This window comes from Streptomyces sp. NPDC001787 (assembly GCF_040297465.1).
Lineage (GTDB): Bacteria > Actinomycetota > Actinomycetes > Streptomycetales > Streptomycetaceae > Streptomyces.
Window position 1 is genome coordinate 18336 of the sequence record NZ_JBEOZE010000039.1, and the last position, 23472, is coordinate 41807.

Below are 23472 nucleotides of genomic sequence, written 5' to 3' on the forward strand. Positions count from 1 at the left end.
GAGTGCCGAGCCGTGCCGGGAACGCCCCGCATCCCCCTGGCCGGCCCTGCAAGGCAGCGCAGTCGTGCCGGCCCTCGCCGGTGCCCTCACCGGAATGGGCAGTCGTACCGGCTGCCATCGGTGTTGCGGGTTGGCCCGGCCGGGGACGAGGCCCGCGTCTTCCGCGTTCTCTCGGTGCTCCGGGTATGGCGGCTCCGAGGCCGTCGGCCCGGCTCGGCGCGCGCCCACCCTCCGCATCGTCCACCGCATCTCCTCGCCGCGCGGACGGCGGGTCGTATCACCAAAGCACTCCGCCGCCCCCGGGTGGGGGCGGCGGAGCGGCCCGACCGGTCGGCCCGGACGGGCCGGCAGGTCAAGAGGCCTTGCAGGCGCCCGCCGCGCAGTCGGTCAGCCATTGATCGAACTCGGCGTCGTAGGCTCCACCGATGGACCGGGTCAGGAGGTCGCGCGCGCCCGGCCAGTCACCGCTGCGGTAATAGCGGAGTAGGGTGTCCACCTCGCCCGGGTGCCGCTCGACCATGAAACGGACGGCCAGGTAGCCCCAGCGGTAGGTCCGGTCCTGGTTGCTGTTGGCGTAGGTGGTGTCGAACAGCGTGCTCAGCCGGTAAGTGTGCTTTCCGGCCTCGGTGATCGCCGCTTCGTAGGTCTCCTTGAGGTAGGAGTAGGAGACGTACTCGGCGAAGCCCTCGACCCACCAGACGGTCGGGGTCGTCATGCCGTCCTCGAAGTCGCCGTACATGTTGTACCGGCCGTCGAGGTAGTGGGTGTACTCGTGGTTGAGGTTCCAGATGGCGAATTCGGGCTTCTGCCACTCCGCCTCGTAGGCGATGAAGCGCGGCTGGTTGCCCTCCGCCGAGGGGTCGCCCTCCAAGTACATGCCGCCGTTGTTGGTGTCGATGCCGTAGATGATTCCGGCGTAGGTCCGGTAGTTGTTGCTGGAGTCGAAAGCGGTGACCTCGATGGTCTCGTTGCTGTCGTCCTTCACGGGACCGCTGTCCCGCGCCACGGAGTGGAAGAAGGCGTTCTGTTCGCTCATGCTGCGGCAGGCCTCGGCCAGCTGTTCGGTGGTGATCTCCTGGGCCTTGACGGTGATGCCGCCTCCGCAGTCGTGCCGCACGGGCAGCACCGCTTCGGTCAGCCGCTCCTTGAGGTTGCAGGTGCCGTACTCCTCGCACCGCTCCTTGTCGTAGGCGTCGGTCATCTCGGCGACGCCCACCCACAGCGGGGCGGTGGGACCGGTGATCTGCGACTTGGCGAGCAGGTCCTTGGCCAGCGGAAGGACCTTGTCGCGCAGGCTGTCGTGCTGGAGGAAGCGGCCAAGCTCGCGTCCGGCGTTGTAGACGAGGAACCACTTGTCGCCGCTGAGTACGTCGATGTGGTCCGAGGCGAACTTGGTGACGGTGTCCAGCACGCTCGGGTCCTGCTCCACCGCAGTGACGAACTCCGGCACCTGGTGGCCGCGGAACAGCACCGTGAAGACGCTGTTGACCGCGTTGACCATCCAGTAGGAGCCGTCGTAGCTCTCGTCGTAGTCGGTCAGCAGCCGTTTGACGACGGACAGATAGCGGGCGTTCTCCTGGGCGCTGTCGACCAGGACGACCGCCTCGGAGAGCGTCTCACCGTTGGCGTCGGTGACGTCATGCGAGTGCGGGGCGGCGAAGAAGGCATCCAGTCCGCCCTGGATCGCGGACTTCAGCGTGGCGCCGTACGGGCCCACGTCGTCCGGGTGGTACCACTGCACGAAGTAGCCCGCGCGCAGGAACAGCACCATCTGAGGCATTCCGGTGGAGCCGTCGCCGGGGTAGTCGGCCGAGCCGGCCCGGAGCGCCTGCGCGACGGTGGTCATCTGCTCCTCGCGGAAGGCCCCGCGCGCGTCACCGCCGGTGAGGGTGAACAGCGTGTTGACGCAGTCGGTGGCGGACTCCTTGATCTTCAGCACCAGTGCGTCGCCGGTGTTCTGGGTGAAATCGCTGATCCGGCAGTCGGCTGATCGGACTCCGCTCTTCCGCCCGTGCAGGGAGGGGCGCGGATGCGCGGCCTTCCCTGCCGACGGCTGGTCGTAGTCGGTGCGCTGGACGGACTGGTCGGCGCTCAGCGGTGCACGGTCGGAGGCGGTGCGGGCGCGCCGGCCCGAATGCGCCGCCGCGGCCGGTACCGCGTCCAACTGTGCCCGCGGGGCGTCCGGGTCGGCGCCGAGAGGGCTGAGGTCCGTCCCGGCGGCCGTGGGGGCACCCGCCGGACCGGAGTGGGAGGACGGGGCCGCGGTGGCGAGACCCGGGGCGGCGAGGAGGCCGCCGCCCAGGCTCAGAGCCAGGGCAAGGGCGGCCAGGGGGGCGGCTGTGCGTCGGTGTGCCCGGCGCGCGTCACGGCGCGCTAAGGATATTCGCATGTTCGTTCTCCGATGGGGGGATTGGACGGATCATGCGCAGATTGGCATGTGCATGCCCGTTGTGCAATGTACAATTTCACATGCCACACTGCACTGGGAAGGCCCGTGCATCGGAAATTCACCCGGGATTCCTCCCGGCCGTGCTGCCGGGCCGGGGCGGCCGTGGTCCCGCCGCCGGTCACGCCGGGGGGCGTGACCGGCGGCGCCCACTACCGCCCCGGCGTGCTGCCGCGCACAACCGGTTCCGCAGGAAGCAGCAGCCCGCTCGTCGGGGTGGCGGCGGGGTCCTCGACGGTGGTGATCAGCTGATCGACAAGGGCATGGGCAATGGCCGCAAGGGGCAGGCGCGCGCTGGTGAGGGAGGGCTGGAGCAGCGTGCAGAGCGGCATGTCGTTGAAGCCGGTGACGGCGACGTCGTCGCCGACGGTGAGGCCCGCGGCGCGGACGGCCTGGTAGGCGGTCAGGGCCAGCCAGTCGCTTGCGCAGACCAGGGCGGTCGGGCGGTCGGGGCCGGTGAGCAGGCGCCGGACGGCGTGGGACAGCGCGGCCGGTTCGTCGTCGGGGACGCCGACCTCGAAGGCGCCGTCGGGGGCGGAGGCCGCGGCCTGCAGGAAGCCGGCCCTGCGGTCGGCGAGCCAGGGCAGGGACGCGGCGGAGTTGATGTAACAGATCCGGCGGTGGCCCTGGTCGAGCAGGAGTCCGACCAGTGCGGCGGTGGCGGCGGTGGAGTCGATGTCCACCCAGCTCTGGGGGCGGCCGGGGGCGGTACGGCCGAAGGCGGCGAACGGAAAGCCGGCCTCGCTGAGCACGTCGACGCGGGGGTCGTCGTGGATGACGTCGGACAGGACGAACCCGTCGACCTGGCGGGCCGCGATCAGGCCGTTGAAGGACTTGGCCACCGCTCCGGAGCCCTGCTGGGGATCGGAGCGGAACACCAGGATGCGGTGGCCGACGGCGTCAGCTGCGGTCACCAGTGCCTGGAGGAAACCGCCCATCAGGGGGTTCGGGTCGGCGGGGTTGTCCGCGGGGGCGGGATAGCCGATGACCTTGCGGGTGCCGGTGCGCAGGCTGCGGGCGGACTGGTCGGGCTGGTAACCGAGTTCGTCGATGGCGGCGGTGACCCGGGCGAGGGTGGTGGCGCGCAGCCGGTGGGGGGCGTTGAGGGCGTTCGAGACGGTCTGGCGGGAGACTCCGGCCGAGCGTGCGACGTCCTCGATGGTCACCTGTCGAGCGGTCATCGTTCCTCTGTGGTCGGCGGGCTGGGGACTGCGGGTGGCCGCCCCCAGCCCGCGGCTGTCAGCGCTCGCGGGTCAGGGTGAGCAGGCCGCCGGTCGGCACGGTCACCGGGTTCACCCCGGCGACGAGGTCGAGCACGGTCTCGGACAGGATCTCACCACGGCAGTCCTGGACGAGGGCGAGGGCCCGTTCCGGTCGGTCGGCGGTCAGGAGCACCACGGGGTCGCCGTCCGCGTTGGCGACGAGCAGGGTCTGCGGGCCGTCCGCGGCGTGCCGGTCCGGGAGTGCGACGGGCAGCGGCGCGTAGCGGGCGACCACGGTGGTGCGGTGGTCGCGGGCACGGACCAGGGGGTAACCGAGGTCCGGTCGCACGGGTTCCAGGACGCCGAGCTGGAGGACGTCGGCGTATCGGCGGAAGACACCGAGCCAGAAGCGCAGGGTGGCGAGCCGGTCAGGGCTCTGGGCGGCGAGGTCGACGGAGATCTGCGGCACCGAGAACAGGGCGTTGACGAGGTGTACGGCGATGGACTCGGGCGTCTCGGCGGAGTTCCACGTGATCATGTCGGCGTGGACGGCGAGCGGCCCGGCGGTGAGCCGGCAGTCGACGGTGCGCTGGCGGTTCTCGGCGGGGCTGAGCGGGCAGTCGGTGGCCCGGACCATGGTGGCGTACGGCCACAGCCCCGGGCTGACGTAGGGCTGGCGGTGCTCGACGATCACGTCCGGCCGGGTGCGGCGCAGCCGGGTGTCGAGGTCGGCGAGCAGTTGGAGCACGCCCTCGTGGACGGTGGTGCGGTCGGCGCCGGCCGGGGCGGGCGGGGGAGACGCGACGGCGAAGCGGTCGATGAAGTCGAGTTTCACACCGTCCATGCCCCACTCCTCCACGGAGCGGGCGATCCTCTCGATCAGGTATGCCCGGACCTCGGGGTGGCGGGGGTCGAGCACGGCCGCGTCCAGGTGGGGCTCCTCGCGCAGGATCATGCCCTGGAAGCGGTCCCAGGCGTCGTTGTGCCGGCCGATGAACGGCACCGCGTACCAGAGGAGATAGGCGACGCCGAGCCGGTGGACCTCGGCGACATGGCCCGGGAGGTCGGGGAAGGCCTCCGGGTTGGGCTCCCAGTCGCCGCAGTGGCCGTAGCCGCGCGCGCGGTCGGTGGTCTGCCAGCCGTCGTCGACGATGATGCTCTCGCAGCCGATGGCCGCGGAGAGGGCGGCCTGGCGTTCGACGGCGGCGGTGTCGACGTTCTGGTGGAGGCTGTACCAGGTCGAGTAGGCGGGCATCCGGGCGGCGGGCGCGATGCCGGGGTGGTCCAGGCCCTCGGCCCACCAGTCGGTGACGGCCCGCAGGGTGGCCGCGAAGTGGCGGCCACCGAGGTCGATCCGCAACCGCAGCGGCAGCCCGTCCGGGGTGAGGTCCTGCTCCACGGTGAAGGCGAACTCGCCGCTCTCCTCCACCACACCGGCGCCGACGCGCACGGGTGCGGAGGTCTCTCCGGCGGCGACGGTGCACAGCGCGCGGTCGTCGGCGCCGATCAGACTGGCGACGGGGGCGCCCAGCGCGAGCGAGACGGTCCGTGGTGCGATCCAGGACGGCGGCAGCCAGCGGGAGGCGTTGGTGTCCGGTGTCCAGTAGGCGGTGGCCCCGACGCAGGGTATCCGCCACTCGGCACGGACCGTGGCCGGGACCGGCGCCGTGACCTCGATCATGGCCACGCCGTCACCGGCCGGGGTGACAGACGCCTCCAGCCGGTCGCAGCCGAGCCCGGTGAGGTGGACGGTGAGCGGGATGCCGGCGCCGTGGAGCAGCCCCGTGGCGAGCTGCTGGTGGACGACGGCGTCGGGGGTCGCGTCGGCCGGCGCGTTGGGGCGCCAGATCTGGACCGGCTGCTGCGGGACCGCGGGTACTTCGGTGGTCACGTGGTCACTCCTTGGTGGCCCCGGCCAGCAGGCCGGAGATGAACTGGCGTTGCAGGACGAGGAAGAGGGCCATCACGGGGATGGCGGCGATGGCGGCGGCGAGCAGGACCTGCGCGTAGTTGGTGGTCGCAAGGCCCTGCAGGGTGGCGGTGGCCACAGGCAGCGTGTACATGTCCGGGCTGCGCAACGCGATCAGCGGCCAGACGAACTGGTTCCATCCGCCGAGGAAGACGAACAGCGCGAGCGCGGCGATGACCGGCCGGTTCACCGGGATGACGATCCGCCACAGCACCCGCAGTTCACCGGCGCCGTCGACGCGGGCCGCGTCCAGGAGCTCGTCGGGCATGGAGCGCAGCGCCTGCCGCATCAGGAAGATGCCGAACGGGGTGACCAGGCCGGGCAGGATGACGGACTGGTAGGAGTCGATCAGGCCCAGCTTCATCATCATCTCGAAGATCGGGATGAGCATCACCGTGTCGGGGAGTACGAGGGTGCTGAGCAGTAGGACGAAGAACAGATTGCGCCCTCGGAACTCGAATTTGGCGAAGGCGTAGCCCGCGAGGACCGAGACGACGACCGCGCCGGCCGTCTGAACGCCGGCCACCAGAACGGTGTTGAACAGGACACGGGTGAGCCCGATGGAGTCCTGGAGGCCCTGGAGGTTCTCCATGAGGTGACCGCCGGGCAGCAGCTTCGGCGGCCAGGAGAACACGTCGCTGTTCTCCTGCGTGGCGGCCATGGCGAGCCAGTAGAACGGACCGACGCAGAGCCCGAAGGCGCCTGCGAGGAGCAGGGTGAGGAGAGGGCTGCGGCGTTTCACTTGCGCTCCCCCATCAGCCGGACCTGCAGGAGGCCGAGCACCGCCACGATCAGCGCGAGCGCGTAGGCGAGAGCCGAGGCGTAGCCGAAGTCGAAGTACTTGAAGCCGTTGTTGTAGAGGTACATGGTGACCGTCAGGGTGGAGTTGTCGGGGCCGCCGCCGGTGAGGACGTACGGCTCGTCGAAGAGTTGAAGGGTGCCGATGGTGGAGAGCACCACGGTGAGGAGCAGGATCGGGCGCAGCTGGGGAACGGTGATGGAGACGAAACGGCGGATCGGTCCCGCGCCGTCGACCTTCGCGGCCTCGTACAGCTCCTGGGGTATGCCCTGCAGGCCGGCGAGGTAGATCACCGCGTTGTAGCCGGTGTAGTGCCAGGTGATGACGAGCACGACGCCGACGCGGGCCCAGGCGGGGCTGCCGAGCCAGTTCACCCGGTCGATGCCGAACAGGGAGAGGACCCAGTTCAGCAGTCCGGCGTCACGGTTGAGGATCACCGAGAACATCACGCCCGCGGCGACCAGACCGGTCAGCGAGGGGATGAAGACGCCGAGCCGCCAGAGCGGGCGCAGCCAGACCTTGGTGGAGTTGAGGCCGAGGGCGACGAGCAGGGCGAGCCCGAGCATCAGCGGCACCTGGACGACCAGGATCAGCGCCGTGTTCTTCAGCGCGGTCCAGAACAGCGGGTCGTGCAGCAGGCGCTGGTAGTTGTCGAGCCCGGTGAAGTGCCGGCCGGCGCCGTTGCCGGTGGTGAGGCTGATCCAGAGCGAGGCGACGATGGGGTACGCCTTGAAGATCGCGAAGCCCAGCACGGCAGGCATGATCAGCAGGTACGGGACGGAAGTGCGGGTCAGCAGTCGGCGGCGTCCCGGGAGGGTGCGGCCGGTCTGGTCGGTGGTGCCGCGGCCGGCCGGGGCGGCGGCGGGAGCGTGTTCGGACGGAGCGAGGGACATGAGGTTCAGGCCGCCTGCTGCCGGCCGGTCTGCTGCGCAAGCTGCTCGGCGGCCTTCTTGAGGGCGTCGGCCGGGTCGGCGCCCTTGAGCAGCACCTGGCTCTGCGCGTCGCTGGCGAACTTGAGGGCGCGGGCGTAGTCGCCGGTGAAGTTGGTGGCCCGGGCATCGACGGAGAGCGATTCGACGAAGGGCTTCAGCACCTTCTGGCCGCCGTAGAAGGGGTGCGGCGCGCTGAACCGCGGGTCGTCGTACGCCGCCTTGAGGGCGGGGAAGACGCCGCCGGAGGTGAACATCCGGTTGATCTGGGCGGGCTTGGTGAGCGCGTACTCGATGAACTGCCACGCGGCCTTGCGTCGCGTGCTGGAGCCGGCAACGGCCAGGTAGGTGGAGTTGACGATGGCGTTCCGCTTGCCTCCGGGAATGGCGGCCGGCGGCTGCATGGAGCGCCACTTCCCCTTCTGCTCGGGGAACGTGGAGGCCAGATACTCCACGGCCCAGGCCGCCTCCGCGTAGGTGGCGAGCTTCCCCTGACTGAGCAGGCGCTTCTCGGTGCCCTGGCCCGCGGTGTCGGCGATCAGGCCGGCATCGTTGAGCCGCTTGATGATGGTGAGGGCCTTGACGGCGGCCGGGGAAGCGAGCGTGATCTTCCCGGCCCCGTCGAAGTAGAAGACGTCCTGGAGTTGCATCAGGTTCTGGAAGAAGTCCATGTCCTGGGTGGCGCCGGTCTTGTCGAGCCCGAGCAGCCGGACGCCGGTGGCGTCGAGGATCTTCGACCCCGCGGCGGTCATGTCGTTCCAGTCGCTGATGCCGTCGGGGTCGACACCGGCCTTCTCGAAATGGTCGTGGCGATAGAAGAGACCGAGCGGGTTGACCTCCCACGGGAGGGCGTGCGCGGCCTTGCTCCTGCCCGTCACGGTCGGCCAGAGGCCCTTGGCGAAGGCGGCCTGGTAATTGTCGGCGCCGAACTTGGACAGGTCGGCGATGCCGTCGGGGAATTTGTCCAGGTAACCGGGCAGGTAGTCGACGCCGATGTGCAGGACATCGGCAAGGCCCTTGCCGCCCGAGGCGAGGCCGACGGTGATCTTGTCCCAGATGGCCGGGTTGCCGACGTCCTGGACCTCGACCGTTATGCCGGGGTTGTCCCGCTCGAAGGAGGGCACGACGCTGCGCAGCCCCTCGGCCGCGGTGGTCCAGCTCCAGACGGTGATCTTGCCGCTGTCACCGTCGCCTCCGGCGCTGCCCGATCCGTTGTCGCCGCAGGCGGCCAGGCCCAGCCCGGCGGCGGAGGCGGTGGCGAGCTGGAGCAGTCGGCGGCGGCTCAGTTGGTGGGACATGTCGACTCCTGGGAATGTGTCGTGCGGTGGGTGAGGGTGTGCAGCGCCTCGGCGAGCAGGTCTGCCGCGGCGCCAGGGGTGGAGGTGTGGGGAGACAGCCGGATCCACTCGTCCCGGCGGGTGGTGATCAGACCGGCCGCTTCGAGGGTGCGGTGGACGGTGGCGGGGTCGTGGCCGGGCAGGCGGAAGGTGCCGATGCCGGCGCGCTCGTGGGGGCCGAGTCCGTCCAGCAGGACCTCGGCGCCGGCCTGCCGCGCGCGGTCGAGCAGGTCGGCGAGGGTGTCACGGATACGGGTGCCGACGGCGGCCGGGCCACCCTGCTCGAACAGGTCATCGATGGCCGCACCGATGGCCGCGGCGGCCAGGAAGTCCGGGTTGGTGGCGAGGTGGGCGGCGGCCCCGGGCAGCGGCGGCGCCGGATGCTGCGGTGCGAAGGGCTCCGTGACACCGGCCCAGCCGCCGAGCCCGGGAGCCAGACGCTCGGCGCAGCGGTCGCGGATCAGCAGCAGTGCGGCTCCCCAGCCGGCCCGCAGCCACTTCTGGCCGCCGCTGACGAGGATGTCGGCGGCATCCGCTTCCAGTGGGACGGCCCCCAGGCCCTGGATGGCGTCGACAATCAGCAGCCGGCCGGGCCCGAGGACCTCCTTGAGGGCGGCGAGCGGTGCCACATGGCCGGTGAGCGAGTCGACGGCGCTGACGGTGAGGGCGGTGACATCGGGGGTGAGATGGCGGCGCAGAAGGTCGGGGGTGATGTGCCGCTGCCCGGCCGCGCCGACGAGCCGGACGGCGGGGCCGCCGCGGCCGGCGAAGCGCAGCCAGGGGTAGAGGTTGGCGGGGAACTCACCGCGGGGCACCAGGACGGTACCGGCGCCGTGGAGCGCGGCGGCCACGGTGAACAGGCCGTTGCTGGTGGACGGCGCGAGCGCGATCTCATGCGGACGGGCATCGAGCAGCCGGGCCGCCGAGGTCCGGGCGGCTTCGCTGAGGGCAAAGAGCCGATCGAGGTCGGCCGGGTCGACCCGGGTGGCGAGTGTGGTCGCGGTGGTGAGGGCGGCGAGGGCCGGGCGGGAGACCGGACCGATCCTGGCGTAGTCGAGGTAGCCCGCCATCGGTCCGCGGCCAGGGGTCGCGGGGGTGGCGGTCTCGACCGGACACTGAATTTGATCGTTCAAAATTGGCCCTAACAAAGCTTGACGCAGGCGCTTCCAGAGATTTGAAGGTTCACATTAGGGAGATCGGCTCGCCCCAGCAAGAGGTTCGGCGCAACTTCTGCCGGCGAGCCGTAGGGCAGCACCTGGGGGAGGGGCGAGGGCAGGGGGACAATCGACACGGGTGAGGCGCGGGTGCCGGAGCGCCGGCACGTCGGTCGGTCCCCTGCACGCCATCCTTGTCCGTCGTCGACGCCCCGCCTCAACCGCACCCTCACCCCCACCGGAACCGGTGCCCACCACCTCGGCGGCACGCCGACGCGCTGACGCGTCAGCCGGCCCCGGCCGACGTCTGCCTGTGTGACATGGCGATGACGCCCGACGAGGATCGTCGCCATGACCTACGTGATCGAAGCCCCTCATCCCGACGACGCGGCCCGGTTGGGACCTTTGCTGCTGAGGGCTTGGCTGCAGACGTACCCCAACGCGGAGCTGGGGATCGATGAGGACTGGATCCATGAGCAGCGCGGCTCCTCGGCCACCGCGGAGGGCATCGCCCATTGGCGCGAGTTCATCGAGGAAGCCAGCCGGCGACCGGACCGACTGTTCTGCCGTGTTGTCCGGTCCGAAGCCGACATCGTCGGTTTTCTCTGCGGACGCAGGGAGAAGCCGCTCACTCTCGGGCCGATGTATTTGCTGAACCAAGCCCAGAACCAGGGGCTCGGTGGCCGTTTGATGACCGAGTTCCTCACCTGGGCGGGCCCCACCCGCATCTGCCTGTGGGTCACCGCCTACAACGGGAGCGCGGTCCGCTTCTACCAGCGCCACGGATTCAAGGCCACGGGAGAGCGAGAGCTCTGGCGAGGCGCGCTGCCAAACCTACGCATGACCCGCGAGGCCACAACGAGCATCGACCTCGGCTAAGGGCTGTCGTCGTACTCCCTGGCGGGCGCACGACGACAGAAAGAGAGTCTGATCGTCATGTGAAAGACCCCGGGCAGCTTTCTGAACCCTGCCCAGGCTTGCTGAGGGCTGGTTGACGCTCTGGTGGTGTGGGACCTCTGGCCAGGCAGGTGGTGTCCGTACGGTGACGCCTTGGCGGAGCGTGAGGTCAATTCGCCTGTGACAGAACGAAGACGTCGTGGGGGACCGCCTGTAACTCGGTGCGGGATACAAATGCTTCAGACCACAAGCACCGCGCTACTCCTGGGGGAACACCGTGAAGTACACCCGCATCACCGCTCTCGCCGCCATCGGTGTCGCCGCCACCCTTTCGCTCACGGCCTGTGGCAGCGACGGCTCCGCGAAGGACTCGTCCTCCGAGAACTCCTCGTCCTCGTCTGCTCCGTCCTCGGACGGCGGTTCGAAGTCGGAGGGTGGCTCGGGCTCCGGCGGTTCGGCGGTCAGCGACGCGAAGTCAGGCTCCGGTGAGGGTGCTGGGGCCCGCTCTGACGCCGCGAACGGCGAGACGGAGACCGGAGGCAAGGTCACGTTCTGCAAGACGGCGAACCTGGCCATCGACGCCATGGACGCCGCGCCCGACGCGGAATCCGGCAGGATCGACATCACCATGATCAACCGGGGTTCGACCACCTGCTCGGCAACGGGCTTCGCCGGCGTCGACATCAAGGACGCCGACGGCACCTCGAACCCCATCGAGCGTGGCCAGGCCCAGCCGCGTGTCACCATCCTGAAGCCGGGCGACGCCGCTGTCTTCAACCTCGCCTACGACATCGACAACACCGGCGGCAGCCTCGCTTCCCCGACCAACATCCAGGTGACGCCCCCGAACGAGACCCACACCGTGAGCCTGAAGTGGCCTGCGGGCGCGGGAGAGATCAAGGGCGCCTACACCGACGTCGAGGTCTACCCCACGCACACGACCAACTGATCGTTTCGGAATCAGGTTCGGAGTCGTCGCAAGCAGAGGATTCTGCAGGCGAGTTGGATGTCGGCGCGCGGCTTGCAGCGGGTGCGGGGCACGGCGTCCGGCAGTGGTGGGAGTTGGGCGACGCTGTGACGGTTTCCGCTGGTCAGCGAGACGGCGGGCGGGGTTTCGTGCCGATCGACGATGATGTGGTGTTTGCTGCCGGGCCGAGCACGGCCGACCGGCGAAGGTCCGGTGTGAGCCCCTGTTGAGGGCCCTGATGTGCGAGCCGTCGATCGCGGCGTCTTCCATCTTCGACAGGCCCTCTTTACGCAGTTCCGCCAGCAGGACGCGTCGTGCAGGCGGGGGCATACGCCGGCTTCGGTCCAGTCCCGCGGACGCCGCCAGGCCGTCACCCCACTGCAGCCGCCCAACTCCGCAGGAAACGTCGCGCCGGCGCGCACCCTGCGCAGCACGTAGAACGATGCCCGGCAGAGCAGCACGGTCATCGGCCGGAAGCCGCCCGGGGTACCGGTGCCGTCGAGACGGACGAACCGGCAGCAGCGGGGTTATGCGTTTCCCATAGGTCATCGGGTAGGAGATCAACAGACACCCGGCAGATCCTGCCGACACAACACCCAACAGCCAAGCCAACACAGCGATCTCATTCTGGAATGATCAGTTACTACGGCCGACGGTCGTAGGGCAACGTGGGTATCCGAATCGCCCCACCCTCCCGGGACCCCGGAGAAGCCCTTTCTGCGCACAAGTGACGCGCCTGCACACCGACCTGACGGCTCAACCTGTCAGGTCGGTGTGGATGGTGGCCAGCCCGTCCTCGTCGATCACACAGCTTTCTCGGTCGGCCTTACGTTCCAGCCTGGAGATCGCCAGGCTTTGATCTCCGGCAATGCAGAACTCCGACCGCAAGGGAGGTGTTCCGTAGTACACGCCGTTGTCGAAGGGGCAGTCGAAGACGGCCGGGTCGGGATTGGCGCAGCTTCTCCCCGCAGGCGGAAGTCGTCGCACGGGGTGGGTATACCCTGCGCAATGCATCATCTCATGTATCAGTGTCTGTGATATTTCCTGGTTTCCTTGCGGGAAGAGGACTCCGAAATTGACACTCACCTCCGATCCGTCCACGTATGCGCTCCCGTTCTGATGAGGATCGGTGTTTACCGTGTGATGAATGGGCCGATTGTAGGTCTGACGAAGCCGTTGCCGCTCCTCGTCCGACAGATTGGTGCACCCCGAAACACGGGACACGGCAAAGATGTGGCGCTGGATCACTGTGTCACGGTCTGTCGGTGAGATGTCTCCTGCGAACGTGAAGTGATCGAGCGAGAGGTCTTCGCCCGGCAATCGGAAGTACGCCTCGTGGATCCTCTCGTCGACTCCTACATAGGCGACGTGCTGTACGTTGTCGGAACGCGTGACCCAGCTGGTGGGCCGGCTCGTGCCCGCCCTGGCCTTCGGCCCGTCTCCGCTGAGAACGTTGTGTTCCCAGTGACCGCCTCCGGGCGCCAGGCGGAAGAACGCTTCATGGATCTTCTCGTCGATCCCCGCATAGGCAATGTGCTGCACGTTGTCGGAACCTGTGACCCAACTGGTGGGTGCGGCGTTTATCACCCCCGATGGCAGGCCTGCGCCGGGAACGTTGTGCTCCCAGCGGAAGCCTCCTGGAGCGGACCGGAAGAACACCTCATGGACCTGTTGGTCGGTTCCCATGTAGGCAACGTGCTGCGTGCGGTCGGAACGCGTGACCCAACTGGTGAGGCCGATGCCCGCGACGCCTGGCCGACCCGCGCTGATGACGTTGTGTTCCCAGTGGAAACCTCCGGGCGCGAACCGGAAGAAGAGCTCGTGGATCTGTGCGTCGTCTCCGATGTAGGCAATATGCTGCACGTCGTCGTAAGGCGTGTACCAGCTCGTAGGGCTGGCGTACAAGGATGCCCTCGGCCGACCCAGATTGGGGACGTTGTGCTGCCAGCGGAAACCACCTGGCGAGAACAGCTGGTAAAGCTCATGGATCTGCTGGTCGTGGCCGACGTAGACGATGTGCTGTGCGTTGTCCGCCGGGCTGTACCAACTCGTAGGGCTGGTGGGGGTGAGTGTCGCCCGTGTCTGGCCTCTGCTGGGCATGTCGAATTCCCAGCGGAGGCCTCCGGGTCCGAACCGGAAGAAGAGCCGGTAGATGCTCCGGTCTTCTCCGACGTAGGCGATGTTCTGCGCCTGGCCACTTGCCTGAGTAGGCGTGTACCAACTCGTTGGGCTGCAGCTTTCCGCTGCCCTTGACGGCATGTCGGTGAGGCCGCCGGGTTCCCAGCGAAAGCCTCCGCGTACGAACCGGAAGACGGACTCATGGAGGCGTATGTCGTCTCCGAGATAGACGATGTGCTGCACATTGTCATTTGCTGTGTACCAGCTCGTGGGGCTGGTGCCTGCTGCGACTTTCGCCTGGCCTTCGCTGGGCACATTGTGTTCCCAGGGCATGAGAAATCAGCCCTTCGCAATGGTGTTGGCTTCCTCGGCTCTGCGAGGCTGGCAGACCCCCGGGCACCACCTCTCAGTTTGCGCCTCTCTCGGAACCCCCACAACTTGTCGGTGGGCAGGGCCTTGCAGCGGAAGAAGGCGGTGCACCTGAGCCCGGACGAACTCTGGGCGGAGGCTGCGGTCAACGAGGCCCTGGAGACCCGAGGCTTCGGCTATGACGACCAGGCCGAGGACGGCAAGGCGGATCTTTCCTGGACCCGCTCGGCGAAGCCGGGACGAAACCTGCCCTTGAGGTGTCTTCCCTGACCGGCTCGGCCGTCAGAGCCTCTGGCAGGGCCTTGACCAGCACTACGGGTCAGCTGATCCTCGGCCTGCAAGGAGACCGGCTGGTCGAGTTGCTCCTGGCACGCACGCGAAGAGGTCGGCCACGCCACTGGTCGGACTTCTCCAGCACCTGGAACAGGACGGCGTGGACAGGATCGGTATGAACGGCTGGAACGACAGCATTCCACCTGGCGAGTTGGGCACGCCGCAGCGTGCAGAGGACCTGCGTAGGCTCGCTTCCCTCAAGATCGTGGGCGATCGACGGGTGCGGAGTGGCAAGCCGTCAGGCTGGTTCTCGCTTTCGGCAAGGTCGAGGAGCTCGCCCGGTACATCGGCCGTGAGGGGCATCTCTTCGTGTGGGCCGACCATGCCCATCCCGACGTCTCCATGGCGTTCCGGCGGGGATGCCTCCCGGCGGGCAGCCCCGATGTGCCGGACAGTCCCCATGGCATCTGGTTCGGGTCGTCGGCCGCTGGGTCCGTGTACCGCTGGACGCGCGCCGGTTGGACCATCATCCGGTCACGTCCTGGACGTCGAATACCGTGCCGAGCGAGCGTTGAAGGGCCGCCCGCCGGGACAGCGCGCCGTCCCCGTCCCGGCCGGCAGCGGCCCGCGTGTTGCAGGTATGGCCGGTCCCACTACCCAGTCCCGGCCGCAGACGGCCGGTGGACGGCACGTGTGGGAGCGCAGAGGGTGGCGCAGCCAAACGCGTAAGCGCGCGAAGTCTCTGCGAACCAGCTCTTCTGCTGAGGCTGTAGGCATGGTGTCGTCGGTGTGAGACCGGTGGCGCTGAGACATCCGTTGATGATGTCGCTGCTGTACGGGATCCGGCGGAGTCCGTGTCGTGGCCGGTGGATGAGGTGGCAGGGGTCGGTGAAGGCGGTGTTGGCCCGGCTGAGTCCGGCGCAGGACCGACCAGATGCCTTCGCGATCCCCGTACTGCCCCGCCCGACGGCGAGCATCACGACCGCTTCGCTCCGGACCCGCTCACGGAACGCTCGCCTCCCCGCGGTCAGCCCCCCGCTCTGCGGATACCGCACACACCTGGCAAATCGCGCCAACCGCCAGCCCCTACGACAGGGCGGAGGCGGTGGAGCGGCTGAGCGTGAGCTAGCTGCCCGAGTGCACCCGCTCCACCAGCCGCTGTACCAACACTCCGTACTCCCGCGTTGCAGAGGCCGGCCAGTCGGCGGACGACGGGGACGATTTCGGCCCATCGGCCGCCAGCGGTGGCCCTTGGTCGTCGGGCCGTGTCAGGGACAGGCGGTTTCTCCTCCGCGGCTTGACGCGCGCGTCGGGTCCGCGGCGCCGAGCCCGCTGTGACCGATCATCGACCTGACAGCCACCGACAACCCCATCAGAGCAGGAGAGATCCCATGGCAGAGCATCCGGTGATCGGCTACCTCGTCTGGGCCGCGTTGTTCGGCGCCATCTTCGCCTGGGAGGGCGTCGGTCTGCTGCGGCCCGACGACGGCTTCCCCACCCTCAGCGACACGACCAACGCCGTCATGCGCTACCCCGCAGGGCGCTGGGCCCTGTTCGCCCTGTGGTTGTGGTTCGGCTGGCACACCTTCGTACGCGGCTGGCACTTCCTCCTGCAGGATCCCACCTGACGATCAGACGCCTGCCGTGCTTCCCGTACACCTCAACGTCACGGTCATGCTGACCGGCTACCTCCTGGTCATGGGCTATCTCGGCCTCGGCCTGCTCATTCTCCGACGCCGCCCGGCCAAGTCCTGGACGCCTGCGCAACGGCTGACTCCTGGCCCGGCCGGGCGGGGCTGGCCCGCACTGGTCCGTCAGGTCGTGGGCACCGCTATCGGCGGATACCTGGTGCTGATGGCTGTCGTGGCCGGCTGGTACCAGGGCATCGCGCGGTTGGGAGGCCGCTTCCTCTCAAGCGCGGTCACCGGTACCGCGCTGCTGATCGGGGTCACCCTGCCGCTGTTCCTCCTGGCCTCTTGGATGAACTCACGTCGGCGCAGATGAGGCACATCACGGCATGCAGCCCGCGCACCGCCCGCCAAGTCCACGGCGCCGACGTCGCGGTGACCGTGACGAACGGCCGCGTCACCAACCCGGCCGTCACCGTCGCCGAGCAGCAACGGCTCCATGTCGTCGACCGCCGCGCCCTCACCGCGTGGGCGGCCGGTCACGCCCCCTGTGGAAACTGCTGCGAGCCGTCCCGCCGCCCCGCACGCCCGACCGCCCTCTGCTGAAGCCCGCCGCAAACCGCCCGACCAGCAAAACCACATGCCTCACAACGCGCAGCAGAGCCGGAGCCATTCGTGACTGACGACGAACAGCGGCTTGCCGCCCTCCTCAACGACCTCCCCGGCCACGACAGTGCCCGATTCTGGCGCAGGCTCAAGGGCGCCGCGGGCATCTCCCGCGTACGCTCCGCCATGTCCTCCGCCGTCAGGCAGTCCCAGGACGGAGGCTTCGGACCGCTCGCGGCTGTTCGCGGCGGATCGACGAGCCCGAACTCCGGGTCGCCGGGGCGAGACCGGCGTAGGCGGCGAGGCGCACACGAGCCGCCGGCTGACCGGTTTGGTGCTCGGGGAGGGAGCCGGATGGGTCTGGCGCCCTGAGCCGGCCATCCGTACCCCATTCCGGTGAACGATACGCGCCGTCACCCCTCGGAAACGGCCTGCGTGTGAGCGTTTCACCAGACGGTCGTCAGGGCGTCATCGAATGGTGTGTTCCAGGCAGGGGCAGTTCTTGCGCCTCCTGTGCGGAGCGGGCCGGCGAGGGGTGGATTCATGATCAAAATTTCGGGCCGCAGGCTGGGGACGCCGGCCCTCGGGCTGGCTACGGCCGGGGGGACCATGCTGCTGACACCTGCGGCCGTCCCGGTCACAGCGGCACCGGCACAAGCCGGTCGGAGCAGTGTCCGGAGGGAAGCTTCTGCATCTGGTCAGAGCCGGATTCACGGGCCAGTTCAAGGAGAGCGCGCTGCCGCTGGGCCAGTGCAACGCCCCCAACGCGGCCTGGCCGGACGGAACCGTCTCGCGCATCCGGTCCCTGGCCAACAAGACCCGCTTCCAGCTCGAAGCCTCCGAGACACGATCGTGCACTGAGGGCCTGTACCACGTGCTCAAGCCCGGAACCGGCTCCAACGCCATCGGCGACCGGCTGACCACGCTGCGCCTCGCGCCCGACTGCGATGTCAACCAGGTCTGCATCTACGAGAACAAAGACTTGACCGGGACCCGCTGGCAGATCAGCCTCGCCAGGACCAACCAGTGCTACGACGGCGGCCCCAGCGCCTGGGGATACAGCTTTTACAACAACACGGCCTACACTGCCACCTTCTACCGCAGCAGCCTCTGTACCGTCATGCCAGCCGGGCCTGTGGCGAAGCAGAGCTTCGGCTCCTTCGACGAGCAGATCGGCCCCGTCAAGATCGACTGATCCCCACGACCCCGGCCCGCCACGGCTGAGTGTCGCGGATTCCGCGCGCTTTCCCGCATGACGCTCCCCGCCACCTGGTACCTCGGGCTGGACTGCGGCGCCGCCGCGAGGTGGAGGCGACTCTCTGGCCGGGCGGCGCCGCTGTTCGCGGTCACGGCACGTTCCAACAGGTCCGCGAGTGACCAGGATCCGGCCGAATGGCCTCCCGGCGGCTGCCCCTGCCCTGCGCAGGTACGGCGTCGAGTGGACCGCGACGAAGCTCCGCCGGGGCCTGGCAGTCGACGCACTGGGGGAGGGGAGGAACGTCTTCTCGCTGCCACCGTGGCTCCGTCGATGGCAATGAGCGGCGCTTCTCCAGCACCTCGGGGAGGCGCGACCGCCTGATGGCAGGCCGGTATGCCGATGAGATGGACGGCACTATGAGATGCACCCTGGTGACGCCGTCTGCCTTCAGCCACTGCTCAACTGGAAGAACAGCAATGGGTACTGCGGACCGACGGGCGACGAGGGACTCAACCGGGCCTGCCCATGCGGCGTTCCGTTCGCGACCCTCGCTGCCGACGCCATCGTGCTGTGGACCACGAAGGACATCGACGCCGCCATCGCCCAGCTCCAGGCCGAGGGCCACGAGATCCGCGAGAAGGACATCGCCCGGCTCTCCCCGCTCAAGCACCGCAACCTGAACCTGCTCGGCCGCTACAGCTTCACCGCACAGGTCCCGGATGCCGGCGCTCTGCGCCCGCCGCGCGAACCCGACGCACCCCAGCCTGGATGAGGACGACGTTGGGAGCGGACAGGGCCAGGGGCGGCCGACCAGGGAGTGATGAGCTTGCGCACCTCGCCTTGGTCAGCCGCTTCGCGGCCGTCTCGCAGCGCTTCCGAAGAGCGCGTGGGGCGATGTCGCTGCCCTTGACCACTTTGGCTGACGCGGCGTCGAACCGCTCGTTGCCGACCTTGTCGCAGTGTGCCGAGGGGCGTGCGTTGGCGGGTGACCGAGCCGCCTGCGCGGGTCGTCGTCGCCATGCCTGCCGGTCTTCGCGCGGCCTCGTGGGACGAAGCTGTCGCGTTGCTGACGTGGAGGGCCCGGGCCAGCCTCCCAAGCACCACGGACCAGCGGGATTCAAGGTGGTCAGCTCTCATTGATCATTACGTCACCCAGGTAGATCTTCGCAGCGTCATGGAATGCCTGTGCCCGCGTCGGCCCGGCGCCCACGACGACATCTTGTGCCAGGTCGCGCGGTACGGGATCGGGCGCGGCGAAGGCACGGCCGTCGACGACAGGGACTCGACGCGGACGGTCGAGCGACATCGCCGCCGAGGAACAGCGCCGCCGAGGAACAGCGACGCCCCGTTCTCACGGATCGTGATCCGTGAGAACGGGGCGGGTGAGGTGATGTTCGGCAAGAGCCGCCCACACCCTCACTCCGGCAGGATCGAACCTGCCGGAGTGTCCTGCGAGGGCATGGACATCTCGCCGTGCGCGTCAGGCGCGGGGATCGACCAGGATCTTGACGGCGGTCTCGTTGTGGTGGATCAGGGTCTCGAAGCCCTCGCCGACGAGGTCGTCGAGCCCGATGGTCTTCGTGATGAAGGGCGCAAGGTCGATGCGCCCTTCCTGCACGAGCTTGATGGTCTGCGGGTGGGAGTTGACGTACGCGATGGTGCCGCGCAGGTCGACCTCCTTGAGCACGAGCTTCTGCATGTCGATCGAGGCCGGTTTGCCCCAGATCGAGATGACCGTGATGACACCGCCCGGCTTCACCGCATCGAACAGGGTGTCGAGGACCACGTTGACGGAGGTGGCCTCGAAGGCGACGTCCGCGCCCTTACCGTCGGTGAGCCGCCGGACTTCCTCGGCGACGTCGGTGGTGGCGGGGTCGATGACGTGGTCGGCGACCTTGGCGTCCAGCGCCTTCTGGCGGCGCAGCGGGCTGAGTTCGGAGACCGCGACCTTGACGCCCATCGCTTTGAGGACCGCGCAGGTGAGCAGTCCGATGGGACCGGCGCCGCCGACGAGGGCGAAGTCGCCCGCCTTCGCGCCCGAGCGCTGGAAGGCGTGGTAACCCACCGAGAGCGGCTCGATCAGGGCAGCCTGGTCCAGCGGGACGTCGCCGACCGGGTGGACCCAACGGCGCTCGACGACGATCTTCTCCGCGAGCCCGCCGCCTCGGCCGCCGAGCCCGATGAAGTTCATGTCGGGCGAGATGTGGTAGGTCGGGTTGTTCTCGCTGGTGTCGACGTCGGGGCGCAGGATGTAGGGCTCCACGACGACGCGGTCGCCCGGCTCCAGGCCTTCGACACCCTCGCCCACCGCGTAGACGGTGCCGGACATCTCGTGGCCGAGGGTCACGGGGGCGGCTTCGCCCGACACCGGGTGCGGATGGCCGGCCGGCGGCACGAAGATCGGTCCATCGAGGTACTCGTGCAGGTCCGTGCCGCAGATCCCGCAGTACGCGACGTCGATGCCCACAGTGCCCGGTCGGACGGTGGGCTCCGGGACATCCTCGATACGGATGTCACCGCGGTCGTAATAGCGTGCAGCCTTCACTTTGCTCCGACTCCTTCGTCGTTCCTGCTCACGCCATGCATCGGGTCGTGCCGCAAGGTGACGTATGTACCCGACATGGCGCACACGGTGAGTAATTCGCCAATACGACCATATACCTCCATCGGAACCTCAAGGTCAGGGGTGTGGTGGCGCTCCGGTGAGGCTGCCCTGACTGCTCCTGTACGGCTGCTCCGGTGCGGCTCCGTGATCCGCCCACGCGGGTCCACCGGAGGGCCTTCGGCGGCGGTGACAGGGCGCGACGGGACCGGGCCGTTGCCTGATGGCGTCCGGGCTGGCCGGTCGGTGCGCAGGCCTGGCCGGCGGGGACGCCGTCACGGCGCGGTCACGCGGTGCGGTGCCATAAGCGGCGAGGGTCGGGAAGATCGGAGCCGGGGCAACCCGGAAGTGGACCTACGCTCAGGGTGTCTACATGCCTCCGAGTCGCACAGCCCGCACGTCCGGCCGCTTGATCGAGTTCACCGAGCTGCGCGCATCACACCGACCCACGGAGGCCTATGGAGGCATGCTGGAGGGCTACTCGTACAAATTCACCAATAACTTGAAGGCCGGGAGCCTCCAGAAGCGGGCTGAACGTGCGTTTACCGTCACGCCGGTCCCCGCCTGGTTCCTCCCACCCGCGAACACCCGGACCAGCCTGCGTACGCCTTCGGCTCCGTCGAGGTGCTGCTGCCCGCGTTGTGTATCGGTGCCTTCCGCTCGAATCCGTCGCCGCTGAACTCGACCCGGTGCCGCACCGTTCCGCTCTCACCGGAATCTGGTTCCGGACCGGCTTGGACGTCCGGCCGGGCGAGGACGCCGACCTTGTGCTGAGCGGCATTCGCTGGGAGCAGCCGGCCCAGGACCACCAGCTGCAGCGGCGAGCGACGTGAACTGCCCCCACCCTGGGAACACCACTGGCCGAGCGTCTGGGTTTCTGATGGCCACCGGCCTGGACACCCAACGGCCACCCGCATGGGCATCTCCATGGCCGCTGACACACACGGGGTGGCTCGCCCGGTCCGGCCGGGACGGTTGCTGGGGTCGTCCTGCTGGGGTCACACCCGCGGTGTTGGTGGTCACCGTCATGGCTTCCCACGTCGAACACTTGGGCGGGTTTCTGGGGACCTGGCTATCCGGGGCAACGGTGTCAGCCCACGCAACTAGGGTTGCTGACCACTGACCTCAAGGGGCTTCACCATGGGCATTCATCCGGACGTCGCCGTACTGCTCGATCTCGTACCAGCAGACTTCGCAGGCGGCGAGCAGATCGACTGGGCTGCGGCCGAAGTCACGCTCGACACCGAGCTGCCGAGTGACTACAAGGCTTTGCTGGACACGTACGGCGTGGGCGATATCGGAGAGCTCGTCATTCTGCCGCCACTCCCCAGTGATGTGCGCGGGTGGGAAGCGTGTCACATCGGAGGCATGACGGACGGCCTGCGTGGGCTCTGGGAGGACGGCGCAGGAATCCCGGACGTGACGCTGGGTGCCGATGCCGTCCTGCCCTGGGGCTCCGGGATGAACGCCAACGAGATGGCCTGGCTCATGAACGACCCAGATCCGGACAAGTGGCCTGTCATAGCCTGGCGTCGGCACCACTCGTGGGGCGAGTCTCCGTGGGCCCTGTTCGACTGCAACATGGTCCAGTTCATCACCCGCATGATGCTGGGCCAGTTCGACGCCTGCCCGCTCGGCGATGAGTCGCTCTGGAAGCGGACAGACGCATTCGTCAGCTGGCGAGAGCAACATCGACGGCTCGGTGCCGGACTGGACCCTTCCACAGGCGAGCCCGATCCCTACGCCCACATGTACCCCATCACCTAGGACTGGCCCTGATCAGGACCGAAGCCGGATGGTACGAGCTGCCGCTGTCGCGGCGCGGTGGAAGGCATAACCGCGCCTGTCGTAGCGAGTGGCGATCGCCCGGGGCTGCTTCGGGAGGTTGATCGTCCGCTCGCGGTGTTGGGATTCCTGTAGCGGACCTCATCAAAGCCGGGCGGCCGTCCACCGCGTGCGCCCTTGCGCATGCGGGCCGCCCGGCTGTCGGTTCTCTCCGGGATGGTGTGGCGGATTCCCCGCCACCGCACGTACTCGCGGCTGGGGCGTTGCTGTAAGCCCTGTCGGCCGCAGGGCTGTCGGGCTTCTTGCGCGGCCTGCCCAGGCCAGATCCGAGCACCCGGGTCTTCTCCCGGACCAGTTCGAACGGTGTCTACCGCTACGGCGCCCATACATCGTCGCGTACGGCAAAGGCGGAGGCAAAGGCACCGTCGCCGAGATGCAGAGCGACGTGGACGTCACCTGGACCGACGTCCACGAAGAGCTGACCGAGGTCATGCCACTCGCCTGCACCGAGCACACCGGCCGGCGGCTCATCGCCGCCGACAGGTGGGGCGCCGCCGGGGCGGCGGACCCGCAAGACCGGCTCGCCGCCCTGGCAGGCTCCGCGTCCGGTTCCGGCCGCGCAGCCTGCTCCTGTGTCGGACGTTCGTCAGCAGGTGACCGGAACGTCCAGGGTCACCGGGCTGGAGGGATAGCCGAGAGCGGATGAGGTGAACTCGGCGTGGACGGTCGAGCCGCAGGGGACGGTGCCGCCGACGCCACGTACCAGGGTTGTCGCGGCTTGGAAGCGGACCGGCTGCACCAGGTGGCCGAGGGAGGTGCCGCCTACGGCGTTGCCGGTGAGGGTCGTGGTCAGGTCCTTGACCGGGAGCGTGGAGCCCGGGCTGGGCGGGCCCGCCAGGCTTATCTGGCCGCTCAGTTGCACGGTGTTGCCGGTGATCTCGGCGCACACCTTGGTCGACAAGCCCACCCGGAGGGCGGACGGACCGCACGTCACGGTGGTGGCAGCGGTGTTGGTGGCGTGTGCGGCGGTGGCCGGGGCCGCGCCGAATAAGGCCAGGCCCACGGCCGCGGTGGCGAGCAGAGCGATACGAGACATGAGGGTAGTTCTCTCTGTTCAGAGGTGTGGTTCATAGGCATCACTGATGCACTCAGGATGCAGTTGCAATGTGATATTGCACTGGACTCAGTATGTG

At 68.7% G+C, this 23472-nt stretch carries 17 protein-coding genes and 4 pseudogenes; 9 read left to right on the top strand and 12 right to left on the bottom strand.

Annotated features, from left to right (window positions below):
- Positions 1-352 precede the first annotated feature (352 nt).
- The 7 genes from ABT170_RS35215 to ABT170_RS35245 form a co-directional block, all read right to left on the bottom strand.
- Entirely contained in the window at positions 353-2389 is a 2037-nt protein-coding gene (locus ABT170_RS35215; protein ID WP_351874352.1) for a collagenase, read from the bottom strand.
- A gap of 209 nt (positions 2390-2598) precedes the next feature.
- Positions 2599-3627, bottom strand: a complete 1029-nt coding sequence (locus ABT170_RS35220; RefSeq protein ID WP_329940624.1) for a LacI family DNA-binding transcriptional regulator — start codon at positions 3625-3627, stop codon at positions 2599-2601.
- Between the two features lie 58 nt (positions 3628-3685).
- Positions 3686-5539, bottom strand: a complete 1854-nt coding sequence (locus tag ABT170_RS35225) for a glycoside hydrolase family 36 protein (RefSeq protein ID WP_351874355.1) — start codon at positions 5537-5539, stop codon at positions 3686-3688.
- 4 nt (positions 5540-5543) lie between these two features.
- On the bottom strand, positions 5544-6359 hold the full coding sequence (locus tag ABT170_RS35230; protein ID WP_329940626.1) for a carbohydrate ABC transporter permease: 816 nt from the start codon (positions 6357-6359) through the stop codon (positions 5544-5546).
- Complete coding sequence (locus tag ABT170_RS35235) at positions 6356-7309, bottom strand: carbohydrate ABC transporter permease (protein ID WP_329940627.1); 954 nt, start codon at positions 7307-7309, stop codon at positions 6356-6358. The genes ABT170_RS35230 and ABT170_RS35235 overlap by 4 nt, the downstream gene beginning before the upstream one ends.
- Before the next feature lie 5 nt (positions 7310-7314).
- The gene (locus tag ABT170_RS35240) at positions 7315-8643 is read right to left on the bottom strand and encodes an extracellular solute-binding protein (protein WP_329940628.1); all 1329 of its coding nucleotides are present in this window, start codon (positions 8641-8643) and stop codon (positions 7315-7317) included.
- Positions 8628-9815, bottom strand: a complete 1188-nt coding sequence (locus ABT170_RS35245) for an aminotransferase class V-fold PLP-dependent enzyme (RefSeq protein WP_351874360.1) — start codon at positions 9813-9815, stop codon at positions 8628-8630. Before ABT170_RS35245 ends, ABT170_RS35240 begins: the two co-directional genes overlap by 16 nt.
- A gap of 372 nt (positions 9816-10187) precedes the next feature.
- Between ABT170_RS35245 and ABT170_RS35250 the strand changes: the two genes are divergently transcribed.
- On the top strand, positions 10188-10715 hold the full coding sequence (locus tag ABT170_RS35250) for a GNAT family N-acetyltransferase (RefSeq protein WP_351874363.1): 528 nt from the start codon (positions 10188-10190) through the stop codon (positions 10713-10715).
- Between the two features lie 295 nt (positions 10716-11010).
- Entirely contained in the window at positions 11011-11682 is a 672-nt protein-coding gene (locus ABT170_RS35255) for a DUF4232 domain-containing protein (RefSeq protein ID WP_351874366.1), read from the top strand.
- Between the two features lie 77 nt (positions 11683-11759).
- On the opposite strand, the pseudogene ABT170_RS35260 reads toward ABT170_RS35255, so the two are convergent.
- Positions 11760-12271 (bottom strand): annotated as a pseudogene (locus ABT170_RS35260) (transposase); the annotation flags it as partial.
- 185 nt (positions 12272-12456) lie between these two features.
- Complete coding sequence (locus ABT170_RS35265) at positions 12457-14151, bottom strand: hypothetical protein (RefSeq protein ID WP_351874369.1); 1695 nt, start codon at positions 14149-14151, stop codon at positions 12457-12459.
- 111 nt (positions 14152-14262) lie between these two features.
- On the opposite strand from ABT170_RS35265, the gene ABT170_RS35270 reads away from it, so the two are divergent.
- The 4 genes and pseudogenes from ABT170_RS35270 to ABT170_RS35285 all read left to right on the top strand — a co-directional run.
- Positions 14263-14457 carry a hypothetical protein gene (locus tag ABT170_RS35270; protein ID WP_351874372.1) on the top strand — a complete coding sequence of 65 codons (195 nt, stop codon included), beginning with the start codon at positions 14263-14265 and terminating at the stop codon, positions 14455-14457.
- 1394 nt (positions 14458-15851) lie between these two features.
- The gene (locus tag ABT170_RS35275) at positions 15852-16088 is read left to right on the top strand and encodes a DUF6186 family protein (RefSeq protein WP_329940634.1); all 237 of its coding nucleotides are present in this window, start codon (positions 15852-15854) and stop codon (positions 16086-16088) included.
- A gap of 16 nt (positions 16089-16104) precedes the next feature.
- Entirely contained in the window at positions 16105-16464 is a 360-nt protein-coding gene (locus ABT170_RS35280) for a DUF6256 family protein (protein WP_329940635.1), read from the top strand.
- A 26-nt stretch (positions 16465-16490) separates the two neighbouring features.
- A pseudogene (locus ABT170_RS35285) lies at positions 16491-16771 on the top strand (hypothetical protein); the annotation flags it as partial.
- A 158-nt stretch (positions 16772-16929) separates the two neighbouring features.
- Here the strand turns inward: ABT170_RS35285 and ABT170_RS35290 are convergent.
- A pseudogene (locus ABT170_RS35290) lies at positions 16930-17013 on the bottom strand (transposase); the annotation flags it as partial.
- 351 nt (positions 17014-17364) lie between these two features.
- Between ABT170_RS35290 and ABT170_RS35295 the strand changes: the two are divergent.
- Complete coding sequence (locus tag ABT170_RS35295) at positions 17365-17889, top strand: peptidase inhibitor family I36 protein (RefSeq protein WP_351874378.1); 525 nt, start codon at positions 17365-17367, stop codon at positions 17887-17889.
- 550 nt (positions 17890-18439) lie between these two features.
- Positions 18440-18713, top strand: a pseudogene (locus ABT170_RS35305) (Tn3 family transposase); the annotation flags it as partial.
- A 659-nt stretch (positions 18714-19372) separates the two neighbouring features.
- Here ABT170_RS35305 and ABT170_RS35310 read toward each other — a convergent pair.
- Positions 19373-20437, bottom strand: a complete 1065-nt coding sequence (locus ABT170_RS35310) for a 2,3-butanediol dehydrogenase (protein WP_329940638.1) — start codon at positions 20435-20437, stop codon at positions 19373-19375.
- A gap of 1197 nt (positions 20438-21634) precedes the next feature.
- On the opposite strand from ABT170_RS35310, the gene ABT170_RS35315 reads away from it, so the two are divergent.
- Positions 21635-22261, top strand: coding sequence for an SMI1/KNR4 family protein (locus ABT170_RS35315; RefSeq protein WP_329940640.1), 627 nt, complete (start codon positions 21635-21637; stop codon positions 22259-22261).
- A 664-nt stretch (positions 22262-22925) separates the two neighbouring features.
- On the opposite strand, the gene ABT170_RS35320 is transcribed toward ABT170_RS35315, so the two are convergent.
- Positions 22926-23375: a hypothetical protein gene (locus ABT170_RS35320; RefSeq protein WP_329940641.1), complete on the bottom strand. Its 450-nt coding sequence runs from the start codon at positions 23373-23375 to the stop codon at positions 22926-22928.
- Positions 23376-23472: the final 97 nt, after the last annotated feature.

What these genes read in the sequence shown, in the direction of transcription:
- ABT170_RS35220 (WP_329940624.1), bottom strand. Translation starts at nt 3,627, where the DNA reads ATGACCGCTCGACAGGTGACCATCGAGGACGTCGCACGCTCGGCCGGA.
- ABT170_RS35275 (WP_329940634.1), top strand. Translation starts at nt 15,852, where the DNA reads ATGGCAGAGCATCCGGTGATCGGCTACCTCGTCTGGGCCGCGTTGTTC.
- ABT170_RS35215 (WP_351874352.1), bottom strand. Translation starts at nt 2,389, where the DNA reads ATGCGAATATCCTTAGCGCGCCGTGACGCGCGCCGGGCACACCGACGC.
- ABT170_RS35320 (WP_329940641.1), bottom strand. Translation starts at nt 23,375, where the DNA reads ATGTCTCGTATCGCTCTGCTCGCCACCGCGGCCGTGGGCCTGGCCTTA.
- ABT170_RS35315 (WP_329940640.1), top strand. Translation starts at nt 21,635, where the DNA reads ATGGGCATTCATCCGGACGTCGCCGTACTGCTCGATCTCGTACCAGCA.
- ABT170_RS35235 (WP_329940627.1), bottom strand. Translation starts at nt 7,309, where the DNA reads ATGTCCCTCGCTCCGTCCGAACACGCTCCCGCCGCCGCCCCGGCCGGC.
- ABT170_RS35265 (WP_351874369.1), bottom strand. Translation starts at nt 14,151, where the DNA reads ATGCCCTGGGAACACAATGTGCCCAGCGAAGGCCAGGCGAAAGTCGCA.
- ABT170_RS35240 (WP_329940628.1), bottom strand. Translation starts at nt 8,643, where the DNA reads ATGTCCCACCAACTGAGCCGCCGCCGACTGCTCCAGCTCGCCACCGCC.
- ABT170_RS35250 (WP_351874363.1), top strand. Translation starts at nt 10,188, where the DNA reads ATGACCTACGTGATCGAAGCCCCTCATCCCGACGACGCGGCCCGGTTG.